Source organism: Rhizobium etli 8C-3 (genome assembly GCF_001908375.1).
Lineage (GTDB): Bacteria > Pseudomonadota > Alphaproteobacteria > Rhizobiales > Rhizobiaceae > Rhizobium > Rhizobium etli_B.
In genome coordinates this window covers 2,217,389-2,238,185 of record NZ_CP017244.1, presented here as the reverse complement: position 1 = coordinate 2,238,185, position 20,797 = coordinate 2,217,389, and the positions used below count along the sequence as shown (strand labels likewise).

22 protein-coding genes are annotated in these 20,797 nt (G+C 59.8%); 12 read left to right on the top strand and 10 right to left on the bottom strand.

What is annotated here, in order from left to right; translation table 11 throughout:
- Positions 1-87 precede the first annotated feature (87 nt).
- The 7 genes from AM571_RS35495 to AM571_RS35465 form a co-directional block, all read right to left on the bottom strand.
- Positions 88-945, bottom strand: a complete 858-nt coding sequence (locus AM571_RS35495; RefSeq protein ID WP_074065543.1) for a transporter substrate-binding domain-containing protein — start codon at positions 943-945, stop codon at positions 88-90.
- Between the two features lie 35 nt (positions 946-980).
- Positions 981-1,763, bottom strand: a complete 783-nt coding sequence (locus tag AM571_RS35490; RefSeq protein ID WP_074065542.1) for an ABC transporter ATP-binding protein — start codon at positions 1,761-1,763, stop codon at positions 981-983.
- A complete protein-coding gene (locus AM571_RS35485; RefSeq protein WP_074065541.1) occupies positions 1,760-2,500 on the bottom strand; it encodes an ABC transporter permease in 741 nt (246 codons plus the stop codon). Before AM571_RS35485 ends, AM571_RS35490 begins: the two co-directional genes overlap by 4 nt.
- On the bottom strand, positions 2,500-3,219 hold the full coding sequence (locus AM571_RS35480) for an ABC transporter permease (RefSeq protein ID WP_074065770.1): 720 nt from the start codon (positions 3,217-3,219) through the stop codon (positions 2,500-2,502). Before AM571_RS35480 ends, AM571_RS35485 begins: the two co-directional genes overlap by 1 nt.
- A gap of 110 nt (positions 3,220-3,329) precedes the next feature.
- Positions 3,330-4,184: a transporter substrate-binding domain-containing protein gene (locus AM571_RS35475; protein ID WP_074065540.1), complete on the bottom strand. Its 855-nt coding sequence runs from the start codon at positions 4,182-4,184 to the stop codon at positions 3,330-3,332.
- 34 nt (positions 4,185-4,218) lie between these two features.
- Entirely contained in the window at positions 4,219-5,901 is a 1,683-nt protein-coding gene (locus tag AM571_RS35470) for a M28 family peptidase (protein ID WP_074065539.1), read from the bottom strand.
- A complete protein-coding gene (locus AM571_RS35465) occupies positions 5,894-7,318 on the bottom strand; it encodes a M20 family metallopeptidase (RefSeq protein WP_074065538.1) in 1,425 nt (474 codons plus the stop codon). Before AM571_RS35465 ends, AM571_RS35470 begins: the two co-directional genes overlap by 8 nt.
- A 169-nt stretch (positions 7,319-7,487) precedes the next feature.
- Between AM571_RS35465 and AM571_RS35460 the strand changes: the two genes are divergently transcribed.
- Positions 7,488-8,120: a GntR family transcriptional regulator gene (locus tag AM571_RS35460; protein WP_074065537.1), complete on the top strand. Its 633-nt coding sequence runs from the start codon at positions 7,488-7,490 to the stop codon at positions 8,118-8,120.
- Positions 8,121-8,146: 26 nt separating this feature from the next.
- Here the strand turns inward: AM571_RS35460 and AM571_RS35455 are convergent, their stop codons facing one another.
- On the bottom strand, positions 8,147-8,791 hold the full coding sequence (locus AM571_RS35455; protein WP_074065536.1) for a ThuA domain-containing protein: 645 nt from the start codon (positions 8,789-8,791) through the stop codon (positions 8,147-8,149).
- A gap of 169 nt (positions 8,792-8,960) precedes the next feature.
- On the opposite strand from AM571_RS35455, the gene AM571_RS35450 reads away from it, so the two are divergent.
- The 5 genes from AM571_RS35450 to AM571_RS35430 all read left to right on the top strand — a co-directional run bounded on the left by AM571_RS35450 (position 8,961) and on the right by AM571_RS35430 (position 13,964).
- Positions 8,961-9,380 (top strand): VOC family protein, encoded by a 420-nt coding sequence (locus AM571_RS35450; RefSeq protein WP_074065535.1) that lies wholly within the window; start codon positions 8,961-8,963, stop codon positions 9,378-9,380.
- A 111-nt stretch (positions 9,381-9,491) separates the two neighbouring features.
- Positions 9,492-9,746 (top strand): DUF2934 domain-containing protein, encoded by a 255-nt coding sequence (locus AM571_RS35445; protein ID WP_074065534.1) that lies wholly within the window; start codon positions 9,492-9,494, stop codon positions 9,744-9,746.
- An 89-nt stretch (positions 9,747-9,835) separates the two neighbouring features.
- On the top strand, positions 9,836-11,233 hold the full coding sequence (locus tag AM571_RS35440; RefSeq protein WP_155774579.1) for a c-type cytochrome: 1,398 nt from the start codon (positions 9,836-9,838) through the stop codon (positions 11,231-11,233).
- A complete protein-coding gene (locus tag AM571_RS35435) occupies positions 11,230-11,724 on the top strand; it encodes a (2Fe-2S)-binding protein (RefSeq protein ID WP_074065533.1) in 495 nt (164 codons plus the stop codon). The genes AM571_RS35440 and AM571_RS35435 overlap by 4 nt, the downstream gene beginning before the upstream one ends.
- Positions 11,724-13,964: a xanthine dehydrogenase family protein molybdopterin-binding subunit gene (locus tag AM571_RS35430; RefSeq protein WP_074065768.1), complete on the top strand. Its 2,241-nt coding sequence runs from the start codon at positions 11,724-11,726 to the stop codon at positions 13,962-13,964. The genes AM571_RS35435 and AM571_RS35430 overlap by 1 nt, the downstream gene beginning before the upstream one ends.
- 63 nt (positions 13,965-14,027) lie before the next feature.
- On the opposite strand, the gene AM571_RS35425 is transcribed toward AM571_RS35430, so the two are convergent.
- On the bottom strand, positions 14,028-14,270 hold the full coding sequence (locus tag AM571_RS35425; RefSeq protein WP_074065532.1) for a DUF2934 domain-containing protein: 243 nt from the start codon (positions 14,268-14,270) through the stop codon (positions 14,028-14,030).
- 16 nt (positions 14,271-14,286) lie between these two features.
- Positions 14,287-14,817: a sigma-70 family RNA polymerase sigma factor gene (locus tag AM571_RS35420; RefSeq protein WP_074065531.1), complete on the bottom strand. Its 531-nt coding sequence runs from the start codon at positions 14,815-14,817 to the stop codon at positions 14,287-14,289.
- A 347-nt stretch (positions 14,818-15,164) separates the two neighbouring features.
- Here AM571_RS35420 and AM571_RS35410 point away from each other — a divergent pair, with 347 nt between their 5' ends.
- From AM571_RS35410 to AM571_RS35385, 6 genes are all read left to right on the top strand, one after another.
- Positions 15,165-16,499, top strand: a complete 1,335-nt coding sequence (locus tag AM571_RS35410; protein WP_074065529.1) for a PQQ-dependent sugar dehydrogenase — start codon at positions 15,165-15,167, stop codon at positions 16,497-16,499.
- A gap of 126 nt (positions 16,500-16,625) precedes the next feature.
- Positions 16,626-17,927, top strand: a complete 1,302-nt coding sequence (locus AM571_RS35405) for a hemolysin family protein (RefSeq protein ID WP_074065528.1) — start codon at positions 16,626-16,628, stop codon at positions 17,925-17,927.
- A 112-nt stretch (positions 17,928-18,039) separates the two neighbouring features.
- Positions 18,040-18,684 carry a lysophospholipid acyltransferase family protein gene (locus AM571_RS35400; RefSeq protein ID WP_074065767.1) on the top strand — a complete coding sequence of 215 codons (645 nt, stop codon included), beginning with the start codon at positions 18,040-18,042 and terminating at the stop codon, positions 18,682-18,684.
- Complete coding sequence (locus AM571_RS35395) at positions 18,681-19,631, top strand: phosphatidate cytidylyltransferase (RefSeq protein ID WP_074065527.1); 951 nt, start codon at positions 18,681-18,683, stop codon at positions 19,629-19,631. Before AM571_RS35400 ends, AM571_RS35395 begins: the two co-directional genes overlap by 4 nt.
- Positions 19,628-20,017, top strand: coding sequence for a hypothetical protein (locus AM571_RS35390; protein WP_074065526.1), 390 nt, complete (start codon positions 19,628-19,630; stop codon positions 20,015-20,017). The genes AM571_RS35395 and AM571_RS35390 overlap by 4 nt, the downstream gene beginning before the upstream one ends.
- Positions 20,017-20,661, top strand: coding sequence for a CDP-alcohol phosphatidyltransferase family protein (locus tag AM571_RS35385; protein WP_074065525.1), 645 nt, complete (start codon positions 20,017-20,019; stop codon positions 20,659-20,661). The genes AM571_RS35390 and AM571_RS35385 overlap by 1 nt, the downstream gene beginning before the upstream one ends.
- The last annotated feature ends 136 nt before the right edge of the window (positions 20,662-20,797 follow it).

The following is a 20,797-nucleotide window of genomic DNA, read 5'->3' as shown; positions in this document are numbered from 1 at the left end:
CAAAAATACCGCCGGCAGCGACTCGTCAAGTCTGCAGCAAAATGAAGCCGGCGGCGCTGTGTGATGACGCCGCCGGCCTTCGCAGGGTCATTTCGGTGTTACGTCGAAGCCGAACCACTTTTCCGAGAGCGTCTTGATGGTGCCGTCGGCCTTGGCGGCGGCGATCGCCTTGTTGAACTCCTCTTTCAGCTTCGAATCGCTCTTGCGCATGCCAACCGAGCTGCCGCGGCCAAGAAAGCCGCCCTGAAAGCGTGGGCCGGTGGTTGTCATGTCTTCGTTGCCGGGTTTTTGCGATGCCGTGGTCAGATAGGCCATGGAGGCCATGACGAGGTCGACACGGCCGGCCTTGAGATCGAGGTCGTGCTCTTCGGTCGTTTTATATTCGCGAACCTGGACGACATCCTTCAGATATCTGTCAACAAAGGCAGCGGCCGTCGATGCGGTCTGCACGCCGATCGTCTTGCCTTCAAGCATCGGCTTCAGCTTGTCAATTTCGGCAGCCGCACCTGCCTCGTCGCTTGCAAGCGAGAAGATCTGGCCCTTCTCGGGCATGTGTGCGAGATCGCTGGACTTGGATGTTGCAAATGCCTGGCCCGTCGAGCCATAGGAGTCGCTGAACGCAATGACTTCCTCGCGCTTGGCGGTTGCCGACATGCCGGAGATGATCGCATCGAACTTGCCGGCATTGAGTGCCGGGATCATGCCGTCGAAGTTCTGGACGACGATCTTGCACTCCACCTTCATGTGGTCGCAGAAATACTTGGTGAGTTCGATTTCATAGCCGTCCAGCGTGCCGTCCGGCTTGGTAAAGTTGTAAGGCTTGAACGCGCCTTCGGTGGCGATGGTGACCGTCGTCCACTTCTTTTCTTCGGCATGTGCGACCGTCGAAACGGCCAGCATGGTAACGGCGCAAACCGCCACCAGGATTCGACTGGAAGATTTCATTTGGGTTCCCCTTTTCCTTTATTTGGGTTGAAGCTTCATTTGCTGATGAATTGCCGGAAACGATCCGATTTCGAACTGGAAAACACCTCCTGCGGCTTGCCATCTTCCTCGACGAGACCCTTGTGAAGGAAGACGACACGGCTGGAGACGTCGCGGGCAAAGCCCATTTCGTGCGTGACCACCAGCATTGTGCGTCCTTCCTCAGCGAGCGCTCGCATGACGCGCAGGACCTCACCAACGAGTTCCGGATCGAGCGCAGAGGTGGGTTCGTCGAAAAGCATGACCTTCGGCCGCATCGCCAGCGCCCGGGCGATGGCTGCGCGCTGCTGCTGGCCGCCGGAAAGATGGGCGGGATAGAAATTCCGTTTCTCGGCAATGCCGACCTTGGCAAGCAGCGCCTCGGCCTCTTCGATGCATTCGGCTCGGGGCCGGCCCTGGACGTGGATGGGCGCCTCGATGACATTTTCAAGCACGCTCTTGTGGGACCAGAGATTGAAGCTCTGAAAGACCATACCGAGCTGCGAGCGGATGCGGTCGACCTGTCTGCGATCGGCCGGACGGCTGCCACCCCTGCCGTCAGGCGCCATACGGATCGTCTCACCGGCCACGGTGACCACGCCGGAATTGGGCGTTTCGAGCAGGTTGATGCAGCGCAGAAAGGTCGATTTGCCGGAACCGGAGGAACCGAGAATGGAAACGACGTCGCCTTCGTGGGCATCGAGGGAGATGCCCTTCAACACTTCGACGGGACCGAAGCTCTTATGCATGTCCTTGACGCTGAGTGCGATCGGCGAAGGGGAGGGGATTGCCGCGGTCATCGCGCGTCTCCTTCAATGGGCGCGGGGGCAAGGCCTGCCGCAGGATGTGGGACAGGCTGGCGCAGGTGCGGGCTCAGCCAGTATTCGAGAAGATGGACCAGCCGCGTCAGCAGGAAGTTGATTGCCAGATAGATGGCACCGGCGACGATGAAGACCTCGATGGCACGGTAGGTCTCGGAGATAATTTTGGCGGCAACACCGGTTACCTCCATGAGTGTTATGATGGAGGCAAGCGACGTTGCCTTGACCATCGATATCATTTCATTGCTGTAGCCGGGCAGCGCTTGCCGAATGGCAAGCGGCAGGAGGATGCGTCGGAACTGCATCATGCGCGGCATGCCGCAGGCCCGGGCTGCCTCGATCTGCCCGAAAGGCACCGACAGGAGGCCGCCGCGGATGATCTCGCTGCCATAGGCGGCGGTGTTCATTGTCAGCGCCAGAACGGCGCACCAGTAGGGTTCGCGCAGAAAGGGCCACAACAGGCTGTGGCGGACTGCTGGAAACTGCCCCAGACCGTAGTAGATCAGGAAGATCTGTACGAGCAGCGGCGTGCCGCGAACGATGAAGACGTAGCTTCGTGCAAACCAGTCGAGAGCGGGGATGCCAGAGAGCCGGCAAAGTGCCAGGGCAAGCGCGCAGATTGCCCCCAGTATGATCGAGGTCGCGGCAAGCTCCAGGCTCAGCGGGATTGCCGAAATGAGGCTCAAGAAGGTTTCGAAGAGAAATTGCCAATCCATCAGCTTCTCCTCACGCCGCGCGAAAAATGCTGTTCGGCCCGGCGCATGAAGAGACCGGACCCCGTCGAGATCAGCAGGTAGATTGCGCCGGCGATGAGATAAAAATCGAATGGCAGGCCGGTCGATCCCGCCGCCACCTGGGTCTGGCGCAAAAGCTCGGCGACACCGGTGATGGAGACGAGTGCCGATTCCTTCAGTACCACTTGCCAGACATTGCCGAGCCCCGGCAATGCGTGGCGCAGCGTCAGCGGCGCGACGATCCGTCGAAAGCGCAGCCATCGGCCCATGCCGCATGCGATCGCCGCTTCGATCTCGCCGGCATGCACTGCCTTGAACGCGCCACGGAAGACCTCAGTAAACTGGGCCCCGGAAGTGACCGCGACGGCGAGCGATCCGGCGAGGAAGCCGGGAAAGCCGACGAAGCCCTGGGCACCGAAGAGCTGGCCGACGGCGGTGACAACAGCACTGCCGCCGAAATAGAAGAGATAGATGACCAAGAGATCGGGAATTCCGCGCAACACGGTCGTATAGGTGTCGGCCGCAATACGCAGCCCGCGGCTTCCCGATATCTTGGCCCAGGCTCCGAAGGACCCGATAGCTGCGCCGATCGAATAGCCGGCAAGTGCGATCAGAACCGTCATCCATGCACCGGCAAGCAGTGCCTTGCCCCAGCCTTGCGGGCCGAAACTGACCAGTTCAAGGATGCCGGGCTGGTTCATGGCGCCTGCCTTTTGCATTCTTTCGAGGAGGTGGAAACGACATGTCACCCATCATGGAAAAGTCGGTGGCGGAATAAGGCGACGGTCTGCTGCCGCCGCCTGGCTCAAGATCAATTCGGCTCGAAGGATGGCGTGAGATCGATCCTGCTCCAGTGTTCGGAGAGCTTGTTGATAGTGCCGTCCTTTGCCGCGGATTTGATGGCTTCGTCGAATCTCGCCTTCAGATCTGCTTCGCCCTTGCGCATGCCAAGGGCGACTTCGGTGGCGAGCATGGCGCCCTTTATCAGCGGTCCCGACATCATCAGTTCGCCGTTTGCGGATTTTGCGAGTATGGAGGTCGCATAGACGCCGCTGTCGAAACCGGCATCAATGCGGCCTGCCTTCAGGTCGAGGTCGCGTTCGCCGGAATTCTTGTAGGCGCGCACCGTGACATTGCTGCCGTAGTAGGCATTGATCAATTGTTCCTGGCTGGTGGACTGGACAACGCCGACCGTCTTGCCGTCCAATGCCTCGCCGATCTTGGCCATGACTGGATCGGCCTTGTCCTTGTCGTTGAGATTGAGCTTCTGCCCGGTCATCGGCAGCGGGGCCACAGGACCGTTCTTCTGCAGAATGAAGCTTGCAACGCCACTGGCGTAGGGAACGGTGAAGTCGACGACCTGCCGGCGCTTTTCATTGATGCCAAGCGTCATCACCAGATCGAACTTGCCGGCATTGAGGCTCGGGATCATGGCGGTCCACTCGCCGGGGATGAGCTCGCATTTGACTTTTGCCCGGGCGCAGAGATCGTTGATCAGGTCGATATCGAAGCCGGCGAGCTTGCCGCTGGAATCCATCATGTTCCAGGGTGGAAAGGCGCCTTCTATGCCGACCTTCACATCTGTCCGGTCCCTGGCTTCGGCAGCACTTGCAGCCGAGTTCAAAACGGCCGCCAGGACGAAGAAATGCAGATATTTTCTTTTCATGACATCATTCCCCTTTTTTATTGCGGTTCGCTGTTCAGGTATCAAATGCAGATCGCAATGCGGCATTGGCGTTGCGAAGTGCATGAGCAATGCGATTGCGCGTCTGCCGAGCGTGAACGACATAAAATGCCGTATCGGATGCGTGCTTTGGCAGGCCGGCCAGCTCGCGCAGGCCTGCCAAGGCCGGCCATGGCGGATGCGGGAGGGCTCTATCGTGAAGGAAGCGATCGCCATGGGTATAGTTCAACGGCACGAGCTGGCGGGACGCGGCCATCAGCGCTGCGTTGAGACGCTCGGCCTGCTTCAGGCAGCCATCGCTTGCTGCCAGGACTGCCTGGGCATTCGACCGGAGCTCGGCAATCTCGCCGGCAATCGATGAGAGATCGAGCCGCTCGCCAATGGCGCTCCTCAGCCGTGTCAGCTCCTCTTCAAGCGAGGCGGCATAGACTGTGTAGTCCAGTGGCAGGACGGGCGAGACAAGCAGGCGTTCGAGAACTTCGATGATGATCTGTGTGTCGCGCCGCAGATTGTCCGGGTCGATATGTTCGATGGTGTCATGGGGAGTATGCCACCACCAACCGAGCGCCGTCAGCATCTTTGCCGGTCCGGCAGGCTGATGGCTCAGGCTGCCGAACATCGAAGGAATACCGACACCCCAGAAGGATTGGTCGGCCGCGCGGCCGTGACGCCGGCCGGCATGGCGCTGGCCGGTAATTTTCTCGATCGCCTCGGCCGCCAGCGGTCGAAGTTCGTCGACTACGCTGGAATTGCTCAAGATCGCCGCGCCCTTCCCACCGGTGGAGTCGACATTGACATGGACGGCGCAACGGCGCTCGAGATCATCGAAATACTCGTCGGCATACCAGGCCGAGCCGCAATAGCGCCCATGCGAATGACCCGACCAGAAGCAGATGCGCAACCCGCGCTTCCAGCTGGACGCCGTTTGGCCAAGCAGTCGTGCTGCCTCCAGCATCGTCGCATTCGCACCGCCATTGTCCATGACCCCGTAGTGCCAGGTGTCGTGATGACCCGACAAAAGTATGAAAGGATCGTCTGCCGCGCCACCTTGAGCAGGCATCTCGGCCACCAGCAAAGGTGTCTTGGTCCAACGGGTGTCGACTTCGGCAAACAACCAGGTCTTGACGTTTTGGCCGGCTGCAAGGCGCTGGCGCAACGCGGCACCGTCATGATTGCCGATCGAGCAGATAACGGTCGCAGGGAGCTGGTCGCGGGTATGCTGGGAGGGATTTCCCCACACGGGCGACACGCACATTTCATGAAGATGCTCGGTGGGACTGATATGGAGCTGGCCGCGCGCGCCGGCCGCACTTGCAAGCGCTGCGACCTCTTCGGTTGCAATGCCGTCCACGACAACGATCTTTCCAGCCACCTCGGCCTGCGAAAAATCGGCTTCTGTGCCTTCGCCGACATGAACGAGTTCGCCGCTGATGCCTCCAGGCGGACTGGAAGCGGCCATCGAATGGGTGATGCAGCGAAGCGCTACGCCATCGATTTCCACCTTTGCCTGTCCCGGCAGGCTGATGAAGGCCTCATGAAACAGCAGCTCGGTGCGATAGCCATAGCTTGTCATCTGCCTTTCGAGGTAGCCGAAGCTTTCCAGCTCCTCAGGCGTTCCCGACAGCTTGACGCGTCGGGAAAACTCCCGAAGATGCGCCATCAGGTGCCCGACATCCGCATTGTTGGGCTCGTCAGCCATGTCGTTTTTCCGGCAGCGGCGGCTCAACGTCATCCGGGATGGGATTGACGAAGGGTGTCCCGTCGAGGCGGGCTTTGAGATCGGCCTTGGCGGCATCGATGAGCGAGGGGTCCAAGATCAGATCAACGGCCGTGCTTGCCATCACCTTTGCTGCATGTTCGGTGCCCTTATGGGCAGCCGGAAGCTTGCCCTGCGCAACCAGCTGCCAGGAATGGCCGGGTGTCCCGATCGCATAGGTCGCGCCGCGCATCTGCACGGTCGGAACGACCCAGCTCACGCTGCCGACATCGGTCGAGCCGACAATCGAGCCGTCTCCGGAATAAAGCGGCACGATCTCCTCGCAAAGCGGTTGATCCTTATTGGCTTTCAAGCCGAAGCGATTATAGGAAGCAGCAATATCCTCCGCGCTCATCGTCTGCTGGAACGTGCGGGCGGTCTGCCGGTCACTTTCGTCGAAGACCGGAGGGCCGAGACGCTGGAGATGGGCAAACATGCGTTCCTCCAGGGGGGTATTGCCGATCAGGTTCGCGTCGCCGCTGAGGATCTCGCTGCGGACCGACGTCTCGGTCATCAGCGCCGCCCCCTCGGCGACTTTCTTGACGCGTGCGACAAGCGACAAAAGTTCGGGCAGAGTGCGGGCGCGGATGAGATAACGAACAGTCGCGCGGGCCTGGACGACGTTCGGGGCAGCACCTCCGGTATCGGTAACGGCGTAATGAATGCGGGCTGTCGATGGCATATGCTCTCGCATGTAATTGACGCCGACATTCATCAGCTCGACGGCATCGAGCGCACTGCGGCCAAGGTGCGGTGTCGCGGAGGCATGCGAGGCGCGGCCTGTGAAATGGAAGTTGAGTTCGTTGCAGGCAAGCGAGATCGGATTGTTGACGCCGGCAAAGGCAGCCGGATGCCACGAAATGGCGACATCGACGTCATCGAAGACGCCGGCGCGCACCATAAAGCCCTTGGAGGAGCCGCCTTCTTCGGCCGGGCAGCCATAATAGCGCACGCGTCCTTTCAGACCGTTCTGTGCAAGGAAATCCTTGACCGCGGCGGCCGCGAGCATCGAGCCGGCACCCAGAAGATTGTGACCGCAACCATGGCCATTGCCGCCGGCGACCGCTTCGCGCTCTTCGGCAAGGCCTGCAACCTGGCTGAGGCCCGGCAGCGCATCGAACTCGCCGAGAATTGCAATGACCGGTCCGCCCTCGCCGGCCTCTCCCATGACCGCTGTCGGCAGGCCGGCAAGGCCGCGTTCGACGCGAAAGCCTTCCTGTTGCAGGAGCCGCGCATGTTCGTCTGCCGATCGATACTCCTGATAGTTCGTTTCCGGCAGATCCCAGATCAGATCGCTGAGCGCAAAGAAGATTTCGCGCTTGCCTTCGACGATGTCCCACACGCTGTCTGAGTTTTTCATGGCTTTCAAAAGGGCTTCTTTTCGCTTAGTATCCAAAATTGGCGCCAATTTAGGCTACAAAAAACTTTTGCGCAATCCGCAGGCATGAATAAATTTTAGACAGGCCGGAATCGGGCCGCCTACAGAAACTGTCGGTGCCGTGATATCCGTTTCGAAAAGGGAGTCTTGAATGGCAGACGTTTCGATGGGGCAGCCGGAGATCGAAAATTCGAAGGACGTGACCGACCTTGTCCTCCAGGATATCCTGGCGGGCGTGCTTCTACCTGGCACATGGCTGAAGCAGATCGATCTTGAACGACGCTACAACTGCACCCGCCCGGAAGTACGCCGTGCGCTCGATCGCCTTGCCCAGAAGCGGCTGGTCGAGCATGTCCCCAATCGCGGCTACCACGTCTACGCGCCCGACGGCCGCCGTGCCAGGGAGGTCAGCGAAATCCGCATCATTCTTGAGACGGCGATTGCCGATACGATCGTGGAAAATGCCTCTGCCGACGATCTCGATATCCTGCGGAAGCTGGCGATCCATTTCGACCGCATGGTCCTTGATGGTACGATGCTGGACCTTTACGAAGCCAATCTGGCCTTTCACAGGCAACTTCTGGTTCTTGGCGGCAATCAGGAACTGGTCGACCTCATTACCGAAATTCGCCAGCGAACCCCGTCAGCGCCCGTCGCTCAATGGCGAACGCGCGCCCGCATCGAACAGTCCGGCTGCGAACATCACTTGATGATCGAAGCCATTCAGCTCAAGGATGCAGAAGAGCTCAAGCGACTGGTGAGGCAGCATATCGTTCAGAGCTGACCGATACGGCGCCGCACTGCGCTGCATTAGCGGCGTGCAGCCCAGGCAAGACCGCGGCGAAGAATAAGTCGCATGTAGGGATGGTCGAATTCGGCTGCGACATGGCCGAGTGCCGAATAAAAGACGCGGCCCGCGCCAAAGTGCCGCTTGAAGACCACCGGCATGATGACATTGCGGGCCGCCTCGTCATATTCGCCGGTGAACGTGGTGGTCGCCAGAATTTCAACGGACGGATCGTAGTGCAGGTAATACTGCTCCGAGTGGTAGTCGAAGTCCGGAATGCCTTGCATCAGCGGATCGTTTTGTCGGCTGACGTTCACACGGAAGTCGATGATGTTGCCAGGATGAGAGACCCAGGTGACGCCGCAAACATAGCGGAACGGAGCACTTTCCTTGAAGGATGTCGCGAGTGCACCGTGGTGGCCGCCGAGGCCAAGACCGTCACGAACAGCCGTGACCAGCGCGTTGGCATGCGCCTTTTCCAACTGCTCCCCGGTGATGATCGGAACGAGAAGATCGGCATTGGCAATTACCGGCGAGCCGAAGATGTCGAGATCGCCGGTAATATCCACCGAAAAGCCGTCCTCGCGCAAAAGTTCTCCGACGGTGGCTGCGCATGCTTCAGGTTCGTGGCCCTGCCAGCCGCCCCAAACGATGATCGCTTTGCGCATGCCCTGCCTCCCGGCTTTCGATGGTCTTAAGTCGTGGCCTTTCCAACCAGATAGCGCCCCATTTCATCGACCGCAAGCCAGGTCTTGTCGATTGCCATCACACGATTTCGACTTGACGACGGCAAGCGACCGCAGTCAGTTCGAGCATTGTCGGCGGGAGGAATTTTCAATGCTGAAATCCTTTGAACATATCGGCATGACTGTCAGCGACATGGACCGCGCCGTTGCCTTTTATTGCGGCCTGCTTGGCCTTCGGCTGCATCTGCGCAAGGCGATGCCGGATGGCTCGCAGGTTGCTTTTCTCGATGCCGGAGGCGGTATGCTGGAAGTCTTTGCGCCTGCAGGCGGGGCAGTGCGGGCAAGCGACGTTCCCGAGGGTACTGCCGGTCTTCGCCATCTCACGTTCCTGTTCGCCAGCGTCGCTGAAACCTTCGCAAGGCTCGAAGCCGCCGGGGTTGAAGTGAAGGAGCGCCCGCGCCTTGCTTACAATTCCGAGGTTCTGCACAAGGTCGCTTTTCTGCGCGATCCCGACGGCATCCTCATCGAGCTCGCCGAGCGGTCAATCGAGGCAGGCAACAGCACTATCTGACGCACTGCTGTTGCGGCGCGATCACCGCAGACGCTTGCGGAAGTAACAACTCCGTAAACGAAATCTGACAACCTCAAGACGAACATTTTTCTCCATTTTTGGTTGGGTATCATGGTTTACAACAAGGACGATTGGATCAGCCAGCGCGCATACGCCATTTGGGAGGAGGAAGGATGCCCCTTTGGGCGCGAGACCGAAAACTGGCAGCAGGCGGCGGCCGAGTTCGAACAGCTCCAAATGACAAAGGCGTCCATCGACGGAACCGACCTCATCGCGATGCTGCGCGTCACCGGTCGCCTTATGCGCGAGAGCGACAAAGACCGGGCTCGGATCGTTCAGGAGCGCTCAACCATCGCCAAGCCTTAAGCGATACCAACACCTGATCCGGGAACAAAGTCCTGATCCCTTGCGTTTTATGCGGTTCGGTCTGCACTCCTGGGAGGGTCATATCGGCAATGCGAGCCATCAGACTGCTGTCGACGATCCTCACCCTCTTCATCGTTTTCGGTCTCGCATTCTTTTTTCTTGCCTGGCGCCCCGAAATCGAGGCCCGAAATGCCTCGCAGGCCGGGCCTTTCGATAACGCATTGATCGCCAAGGGAGCCAGCCTCGCAGCGGTTGGAAACTGCATTGCCTGTCATACGGTCCCGGGAAAGCAGGCCTTTTCGGGGGGCCTCAAACTGCCGACACCTTTCGGTACCATTTATTCGACGAACATCACACCGGACGATGAAACCGGTATCGGGCGCTGGAGCGAGGCTGCCTTCAAGCGGGCCATGCGTGAAGGAGTAGACCGAAAAGGCGATCATCTTTATCCGGCATTTCCCTATGATCATTTCACCCGCGTCACCGACGAGGACAACAAGGCCCTCTATGCCTTCTTGATGACGCGCACGCCCGTCAGGGCGAGTTCGCCCCGAAACGAGCTGCCGTACCTCCTGCATGTCCGCCCCATTCTTGCCGCCTGGAAACTGGTCTTCTTCGACCAGGGCGCTTTCGCGCCTGATCCGAACAAAAGCGAGGAATGGAACCGCGGTGCCTATCTTGCCGAAGGCCTCGGTCACTGCGGGGCTTGCCACACGCCTCGCAACGCCTTTGGTGCCGAGGAGCGCGGCAAGCACTTCGGCGGCGGCGAGGCGGAAGGCTGGCAGGCTTATGCGATCAATGCGCAAAACCCCTCGCCGATCCCGTGGGACAAGGAGTCGCTCGCGTTCTATCTGCGTCATGGCTACCATGTCTTCCACGGCGTCTCGCGCGGTCCGATGGCTGAGGTCACCGGCAATCTCGGGGTCCTTCCCGACAGCGATATCAACGCCATCGCTGCCTATGTCGCCTCGATCATGGGCGAACCGTCTGCCGAACGCCTTCAATGGGCCGAAAAGCTGAAAAAGCAGTTCCTTCCCGAGCAGGATGGCGTGGTGACGGCGGCGATTGACGAGAACAAGGCGTCGGCCGAACTTACCGCTCACCCGGGTGCAGCCATCTATGGTGCGGCTTGTGCGACCTGTCATGAGTCCGGTCGCGCTGCGCCCTTCGGGGGGCTGAATTTCAATCTCAGCACCGCCGTCAACGCGCCCAATCCGCAAAACATCGTCAATGTCGTGCTTTTCGGCCTGCCACCTGCCGACGGTGAGCCAAGTGCCGTGATGCCGGGTTTTGCCGGGGCACTGAACGACCAGCAGATCGCCGACCTGCTCGATTTCATGCGGCAGCGCTTTACGACGCGCGGTCCTTGGCCCGATCTGCTGGAACGGGTCAACCGCACACGCTCCGGTGAATATTTTGTCGCCGTCCGCCCCTCGGACGGAATTGAACGAGCGCCCTCCAATGTCGGCGCGAAGGAGCCGAGATGACAAGCCTTAAGGTCAATGGACAGACCCACGAGGTCGAAAGCGAGCCCGACACGCCACTACTTTACGTGCTTCGCAATGATCTTGGACTCAACGCCGCAAAATTTGGTTGCGGCCTAGGCCAATGCGGCGCCTGCACCGTCATGGTCGACGGCCAGGCGGTACTTTCGTGCGTGACGCCGATCGTCGTGGTCGAAGGCAAGGAAATCGTCACCGTGGAAGGGCTTGGAACAGCCGAAAAGCCCGGACCGCTGCAGGCGGCCTTCATCGAGAAACAGGCGGCCCAATGCGGCTACTGCATTGCCGGCATGATGATGAGCGCAGCGGTGCTTCTGAAGCAGAATGCGACGCCGAGCGATGAGGAAATCAGATCGGCGTTACGGACCAATCTCTGTCGCTGCGGCACGCATATGCGCATCCTTGCCGCCATCAGGCGCGCGGGTGAACTGATGGAAGCTTCCGGGCTTGTGGGCGCCAAAAGGAGTGCCGGATGATGGATATTCTCACCGGACATCGAATGAGCCGGCGCTGCCTGCTTGCGGGCACCGGCTCTCTCATCGTCAGCTTCTCCACCATCGGTGCGCTGGCGCAAGGGATGCCGGCTGCGGCGCCTGAAAAGCCGAAATTGCCGGGCAGCCTGGATGACGACGGCTATCTCGATAGCTGGATAAGAATAGATGCTGACGGCACGATCACCGTGTTCACCGGCAAGGTGGAACTTGGACAGGGGATCCGCACGGCCCTCATCCAGGTTGCCGCAGAGGAGCTGGAAGTCGATCCCGCAGACATTGCACTCGTGACCGCTGACACCGGGCGTACACCCGACGAAGGGTTTACGGCAGGCAGCCAGTCGATGCAGAACAGCGGTACTGCGATCCGCAACGCAGCCGCGCAGGTTCGCGAGCTGCTGATCACCGAGGCAGCGCGCCGTTTTAGCCTGCCGCCAGACCAGCTCAGGGCGAAAAAGAAAAGCGTCTTCGGGCCGCAAGGCAGCTCGGCGACCTATGGCGAGCTGGTATCGGGCCAGTTCCTGCACGTCCAAGCCCAGCCGCAATCGAAACTGAAGCAGCCTGATGGACTGAGCATCATCGGCCGTGATGTGCAGCGCATCGACATCCCGGGCAAGGTTACCGGCGCTGCAGCTTATGTCCAGGACTTGCGCCTGGAAGGAATGGTGCACGCTCGCGTGATCCGTCCGCCGAGCTATGGTGCAACATTGAAAGACATCGACGCCACGGCCGCTGCCGCCATGCCCGGCGTCATCTCGGTGATCCGCGACGGCAGTTTCCTTGCCGTGGTGGCGGAGAAAGAATGGCAGGCGGTCAAGGCCATGCGCGCGGTTGAAAAAGCGGCGCGGTGGGACGAGCCTGCAACGCTTCCAGAACAGGCCGATCTGGCCGCCGCTCTCGTCGCTCTGGAAAAGGATGTCGGCACCGTGGCCGAATCCGGCAATCCGAGCTTCCCGAACGGCCCAATCTACGAGGCAACCTTCACGCGCCCCTATCAGATGCACGCTTCGATCGGTCCGTCCTGTGCGCTCGCGCATCTGAAGGCCGACGGCAGCCTTGATATCTGGTCGCACACGCAAGGAGTCTTCCCCGATCGGAGTGCGATTGCCCAAATGCTGGCGATGCCGGAGGAGAAGGTGCGTGTCATCCACATGGAAGGGTCCGGCTGCTACGGGCACAACGGCGCCGACGACGCAGCTGCCGACGCAGCACTCATCGCCATGAAAATTCCCGGCCGTCCCGTGCGTGTCCAGTGGATGCGCGAGCAGGAGCATATGTGGGAACCTTACGGGCCTGGCATGGTATGCAAGGTCCGGGCGTCGCTTGATGCAAACGGCAGGATCGACAACTGGACCTATGATGTGTGGAGCAATACCCACAGCACGCGCCCCGGAAGTTCCGGCTCGCTCATTGCCGGGCGCGCCAAGGAACAGCCGACGCCCCTGGAGGTGCCGAAGCTCAGCATCAGTCCCAATGGCAGCGGCGATCGGAACGCCGACCCTGTCTATGCGATCCCGAACCGCCGGGTGTTGTGGCATTTCCTGCCCGACATGCCGCTCAGGGTTTCGGCGCTACGCGGCCTTGGTGCTTATGCCAATGTATTTTCGATCGAAAGCACCATGGACGAGCTGGCTATTGCCGCCAAGGCCGATCCGGTCGAATTCCGCCTGCGTCATCTGGAAGATCATCGTGCCAGCGATGTCGTGAAGCTTGCTGCGGAGAAATTCGGCTGGGGCAGGAGCGAAGTTCCTTCCGGTCACGGGCGTGGCTTTGCCTTTGCGCGTTACAAGAACCGTGCCGCCTATCTGGCGGTCGCACTGGAAGCCAAGGTCGAGCGCGAAACCGGCCGTGTGCAGGTGCTGCGTGCCGTCGGTGCTATCGATGCCGGTCAGGCCGTCAATCCTGACGGCATCCGCAACCAGACGGAGGGCGGCATCCTGCAATCGATCAGCTGGACGCTTTATGAAGCCGTCACCTTCGATCGCACTCGTATTACCAGCACTGATTGGTCGAGTTATCCGATACTGCGCTTCGGCAGCGTCCCAGAAAGCGTCGAGGTGCATGTTCTCGATCGGCCCGGTCAGCCCTTCCTCGGCACAGGCGAGGCTGCGCAGGGACCGACCTGTGCAGCGCTCGCCAATGCAATCCGCAATGCGACGGGAAAGCGGCTGGTCGATCTGCCGCTATCGCGCAACAAGGTAAAGGAAGCAACCGGTCTCGGCTGATGAGAACCGGCGACTTCTCATCGCCTGAAAGTGCAGATTTCAGGGCTTGAATGAAGTGTTCCTTCAGCCGGTTGCACGAGAGGCCGGGCTCACCGCGCGTTTCGAAGACGTCGCAGCCGGTGGTCTTGGTCTGAACCGGATCAGCACCTCGCGCCCGTCGGCCGAAGCCTGCGTGCGTTCCAGCTCGTCGCGCTCGCGCACAGCCTGTGCCCAGTGCTCTCCATCGCGCCCATCTTGACGACCGCACGCTTCCCAAAGTGCATAGGCCCTCTTGGCGATCCATTCGTTTCTGTCGTGGCGGCTCATCGCTCCGCGTCCCTTCCTAGTGTAACGAGGCTGCTTCGGAAGACTGCGTCTCGCCGAGCATTTCCAGAAGATGGTTGCGCGCGCGGCTCACCCGGCTTTTGATGGTGCCCACCTGGCAGTCACAGATTGCAGCTGCTTCTTCGTAGCTTGTCCCGTTCACGACGAGCATCAGGGCATGGCGGTGCGAGGCTCCGAGCTTGTCGATCGCCGCCTGCACGTCAAGGGCTCTTACCGACCATTCCTGCGTCGATTTGACCGGCATCTGACAGTCAGTCAGGTCGCCGACGCAGCCCACCGGCTCGCGCTTGCGGCGTTTGTAGCTGCTGCAATAGGTATTGCGCATGATCGTAAAGAGCCAGGATTTGAGGCTCGTGCCGTCCTGGAACTGCTCGATGTGACAAAGTGCCTTGGAGACCGTTTCTTGAACGAGATCGTCGGCGTCGCTTTCAACACGCTCGAATCGCCTCGCAAAGGCTTTGAGAGCTGGAAGAAGCGAGATGATTTCTGCCTGAGCGCTGCAAGCTTTTGCAACGGTGACTGTTGGCATGGCGTCCTCCTTCTACGGAGGAATTAATGCCGTCCCACTCGGTGAAGTTCCCCATAAACTTCATAGGTCCGCAATCGTACAATGGGACGGTCGGAGCCCGAAAGTGTCAGGCTGTCGGTTTGGGCAAATGCCTCAAGATCGCCCGGCATGCTGTGTGATCGCTCAAGTTCGTCCTCTGTGGTTTTGTCGCATCGAAAAGGGCCATGATCAAAGACGCCGGTCAAGAAATGCGGCAGCGCCATTGAAATCTCGAACCTTGCGCACCTTGCGATCGTTTCGAACTCTGGAGAGCGTTGAAACCCATAACGAGCCAGGCCGTTAGCACGGTCTTTTATTGGAGATCATTCATGAAGAAGTTCATCCTTGTCGTCCTTCTTCTCGTCCTTGTTGCGGGCGGGTGGATATTCGTCTTTGAGCGTGAATCCGCGACAGTCCCGATCGAGGAAGGCTACGGTCCCTCACCGACGCTGCCTGCGCCGAACCCGACGCTGATCCCGACCGTCAATGTCGCTAAAGCGGCGAGCTGGCCAGTAGGCGCCACTCCAAAAGCCGCACAGGGGCTGAAGGTGAACGCTTTTGCAAAGGGCCTGGACCACCCGCGCTGGATCCATGTCCTGCCGAACGGCGATGTTCTTGTTGCCGAAAGCAACAAGCCGCCAAAGGGTGAAGACGCCGGGTTCAGCATCCGTGGCTGGTTCGAAACTCTGCTCATGAGCCGGGCCGGCGCCGAGGTCAAAAGTGCAAACCGCATCACGCTGCTGCGCGATGCCGACAATAACGGTGCCGCCGAGATGCGCACCGTTCTCCTGAAGGATCTCAATTCGCCCTTCGGCATGGCATATTCGAAGGACGTGCTCTATGTCGCCAATACCGATGGGGTCATGGCTTTTGCCTATAAGGAAGGTGAAACGGTGATCACCACGCCGGGCGCGAAAATCGCCGATCTTCCAGCAGGTCCGATCAACCAGCATTGGACGAAGGACGTGATCGCCAGCCCTGACGGCACCAAGCTCTATGCCACCGTGGGCTCCAACAGCAATGTCGGGGAAAACGGCATGGATGCGGAAAAAAACCGTGCCTCTATCCTCGAAATCGATCTTGCCACAAAGGCTGTTCGCGTCTTTGCAAGCGGCTTGCGCAATCCAAATGGACTTGCATGGCAGCCGCGGACGGGGGCACTGTGGGTGGCAGTCAACGAACGCGACGAACTCGGCAGCGATCTTGTTCCCGACTATATGACCTCGGTGAAGGAAGGCGGCTTTTATGGCTGGCCCTACAGCTATTTCGGCCAGCATATCGATGGTCGGGCAAAGCCGCAGAACCCTGAAATGGTAGCAAGCGCCATCGTCCCCGATTATGCCCTTGGTCCTCATACCGCCTCGCTCGGCCTGTCCTTCAACACGAGCAACCTGTTTGGTCCAGATTATGTCGGCGGCGCCTTCGTCGGCCAGCACGGCTCCTGGAACCGCAGGCCGCGCAGCGGCTACAAGGTGATCTTCGTGCCTTTCGCCGATGGCAAGCCATCCGGCCCGCCGCGCGATGTCTTGACGGGCTTTATCGGGGCCGACGACAGGGCCTTTGGCCGACCTGTCGGCGTCGCAATCGACATCAAGGGTGCATTGCTTGTTGCCGATGACGTCGGCAACACGATATGGCGGGTCACGCCGGCTTCGGCACATTGACGGGGCCCAAGCTCGGCCATAAAGGAGCGCCGAGCAAAAATAGCCGAAGCAGGATGAAAGCCTTGCTTTCATTGTCGGCGCTTTGGCCCTATTTTGAGGCATCGCTGTCAATGTCATAGGCTTCATTTGTTTCTGGAGATCACAATCATTGTGCTGCTCACTATCTTCAACGGTGTGCTCGCAATGTCTGAACTTGCTGTCGTTTCATCACGTCCGGCCCGTCTGAGGGTCCTTGCCGATCATGGGAGCCGGGGGGCTGCCCAAGCCATCAAACTTGCCGAACATCCCGGCCGCTTCCTGTCATCCGTTCAGATCGGAATTACCCTTGTCGGCGTTCTATCGGGTGCCTTTTCGGGCGCCACGCTGGGCGGTCGTCTTTCGGCCTGGCTCAGCGCACAAGGCGTTTCCTCTGCCGTTTCCGATGCGCTTGGCGTCGGCACGGTGGTCGTTGCCATTACCTATCTTTCGCTGATTATAGGCGAACTGGTGCCGAAGCAGATTGCGCTTCGCGAACCTGAAGTGGTCGCAAGCAAGGTTGCCCCGGCCATGGTCCTGCTTTCCAAGCTTGCCTTGCCGCTCGTCTGGCTTCTCGACGCGTCCGGCAAGCTTGTGCTTACGCTTCTTGGTCAGTCCGGAAAAGGCAGCGACGGGGTGAGCGACGAAGAGATCAAGACGGTGCTTGCCGAGGCGCAGAGCGCCGGGGTGATCGAGAGCGAGGAATCGGCGATGATATCCGGTGTCATGCGGCTTGCCGACCGCACGGCGAGAGCCTTGATGACTCCGCGCCGCGACGTCGAGGTCGTCGACATCGAAGACAGTATCGAAGACATTCGCAAGCAACTGCATCGAACGCACCGCTCGCGCCTGCCCGTGCGGCGAAACAGTTCTGACGAGATGCTTGGCGTGCTCTTCGTGAAGGACTTTTACGATTCGCTCGACGCACATGGCCATGCCGACATCCAGTCGCTTGCCCATGAAGTTCCGGTGATCTCGGATCTTTCGACGGCAACGCATGTCATCCAGGCCATCCGCAGATCGCCGGTCCACATGGTGCTTGTCTACGACGAATACGGCCACTTCGAGGGAATCGTCTCTTCCGGCGACATCATGGAGGCGATCATGGGCGCATTGCAGGAGGGACCTGCCGACGAGCAGGCAATTATTCGCCGCGCCGATGGTTCCTATCTTGTTTCCGGCTGGACGCCGATCGACGAATTCGCCGAGTTCATGAACTTTAAGTTGCCAGATGACATCGGGTTCCAGACCGTCGCCGGCCTTGTGCTGGAAGAGCTGAAACACCTGCCCGACCTCGGCGAAAGCTTCGTGAAAGACGGCTGGCGCTTCGAAGTCGTCGATCTTGACGGCCGCCGCGTCGACAAGATCCTCGTCTCGCGGGAGCTTGTCGAAGGCGAGGAGCGGACGACTTGATCCCTCCGCTCCATGTGGAAATCTTTATCCGGCTTTGCAACCGTCTTCCGCTTTGTCAAAAACGCGGCTACGTTCCTGCAATCGTGATGCGGGAATTGGGCTAATGAAGCAGATGCACAGCCTGATCGCAAAGCCTGTGGCGATCGCAATCGTGCTGTTTGCCCGCGCAATCACGGCGGTGCGGGCGATCTGGGCGAATGACGGTTTACCGCCCCGGCGCTGCATCTATTTTGCCAACCATTCGAGCCATGGCGATTTCATCCTGATCTGGGCGGTCCTGCCGCCGCGTCTTCGCCGGCGAGCACGGCCTGTGGCCGGAGCAGACTACTGGCTGAAATCGCCGCTTACCACTTTCATTGGCCGCGAAGTCTTCAATGCCGTGCTGATCGAGCGCGACCGTGAGAGGCGCACGCAGGATCCGATCGAGCAGATGGCGGCGGCAATCGACGCCGGCTCGTCGCTGATCCTGTTTCCCGAAGGCACGCGCAACCAGACCGACGAGCCGCTTCTGCCTTTCAAGGGCGGCCTCTTCCATCTTGCCGTATTGCGCCCGGGGATCGATCTCGTGCCGGTCTGGATCAACAACCTCAATCGCGTCATGCCGAAGGGCGAGATCGTGCCAATTCCACTGATCTGCACAGTAACCTTCGGCAGCCCGATCCGTCTTGATCCCGGCGAGACCAAGGATGGTTTTCTGTCAAGGGCAAGGGCCGCCTTGATTTCCCTTTCTCCAAAACATGCAGGCAACAGCGAATGAACGACGCGCGGTCCGATCTCATTACGCTGGTGCTCGGCGTTTTCGCCGTGCTGATCCTCGCCTCACTGGTTGGCTATGTCCTGCATCGGCGCCTTTCGCCGGATGGCTCGAACAGCGCCGTCGAGAACCTGAATGCCCGCATCAAGGCCTGGTGGATCATGGTGATCTTCATCGGCATTGCGTTTCTGGCCGGTCGTGCCGGCGTCATCATTCTTTTCGCCTTCTGCTCCTTTGCGGCACTTCGAGAATTCATCACGCTGACAAACACGAAGCGGGCTGATCACTGGGCGCTCGCCTCGGCCTTTTTCGTGGTCCTTCCCATTCAGTATTATTTGTTGTGGGCTGAAGAATACGGAATCTATTCGATTTTCGTTCCGGTTTACGCGTTTTTGCTGATGCCGATCATTTCCGTGCTTCGGGGCGATACCGAACGGTTCCTCATCCGCATCGCCGAAGTGCAATGGGCCTTGATGATCTGCGTCTTCTGCGCTTCGCACGTGCCGGCGCTGCTGACGTTGAACATTCCCGGCTACGAGGGCCGCAATGTTCTGCTCATCGCATTCTTGGTCATCGTCGTGCAGCTCAGCGACGTCTTGCAGTATGTCTGGGGCAAGCTTTTCGGGCGAACGAAGATTGCCCCGAAACTCTCGCCGTCGAAGACGGTCGAGGGCTTTGCGGGCGGTGTTGCCAGTGCGACTTTGATCGGCGCGTCGCTCTGGTGGATCACACCGTTCACGCCGTTGCAGGCGGGACTGCTTTCGCTGGTCATCACGCTGATGGGCTTCTTCGGCGGTCTGGTGATGTCGGCTATCAAGCGCGACCGGGGTGTCAAGGATTGGGGCAATCTCATCGAGGGTCATGGCGGACTGATCGACCGCCTCGATTCGGTGGTGTTTTCGGCACCAATCTTCTTTCACCTTGTCCGCTACTGGTGGTCACTGACATGAGTGGATGGGTCGGGCGGATTGGACGCAGCAGCACCGTGCACGTGAGTTTCGCCTTTCTCGCCATGGGAAGCTGGGCGCTGTTTGCCAATCGCGTTCATCCTTTACCGCGCATGCTGCTTGCCGGCCTCGTTCAGGGCACGCTGTCTGCCTGCCTCACCCTGTACTTGAAATCGGCGGTCGAAATATTTTCCACGCGCTTCAAGGGTTCTGCCGCACTGATTGCGCCGCCTCTCATCGCCTGTCTCGGTTCTGCAAGCATCCTCATCGCCATTCACGCACTCGCCGCAACACCGGAAATATTAAGGACCGTTGCGGTGCCACTTGCCGTCTCCACCAGCTATGCGGCGATTTACAATTATTCGCTTTTGACCGGGAAAGGTAAGTGATGACTGACACTCAAGATCGTCGCCCCTTGAATAGCCGGAACAGCTGGTGGGCAAGGGCGATCGCCCAGAAGGTCGCGACGAGGTCCGTCACGCCGAACCAGATATCCCAGGCAAGCATCGCCGCTGCCTTCATTGCCGGTCTCTTGTTCTTTGCCGCCGGACGCGACGCCGGCTATTCGCGCATGGTTCTTCTCGCTCTTGCGGCACTTTTTTGCCAGGTGAGACTTCTGTGCAATCTGTTTGACGGCATGGTGGCGGTGGAAGGGGGCAAGGCAGAGGCCGACGGTCCTTTCTGGAACGAATTTCCAGACCGCGCCGCCGACATGCTGATTTTTGCAGGCATCGGTCTCGGTATCGGCCATCCCGGCCTTGGCTGGGCGGCAGCAGCATTCGCAGTGCTGACGGCCTATGTGCGCGAACTTGGCCGGGCCACGGGTCACGGCAGTGATTTTTCAGGCCCGATGGCCAAGCAGCACCGCATGGCGATCATCACCGCGGCCGCTGTCATTTCGATCGGCGAACCTTACTGGGATCTGCAAAACCATGTCCTTTGGCTCGGACTTTGGATTGTGCTTGTCGGTGCCGCCGCAACCGCGGCCCGGCGCAGCTTGCGCCTGATCCGGTCCATGAAAAGTTCGAACTGACAACGGCTGTGCCGTGGGCGGAAGTTGCTGCGGCTTTAGATTGTGATCCGTCCATTTCTCACTGCTGCCGTAATTCGTGAACCCGCAGGTCGGCAGCTCTTTGTGCCATCGATCGCGTCGGCTTTACTTAGATCGC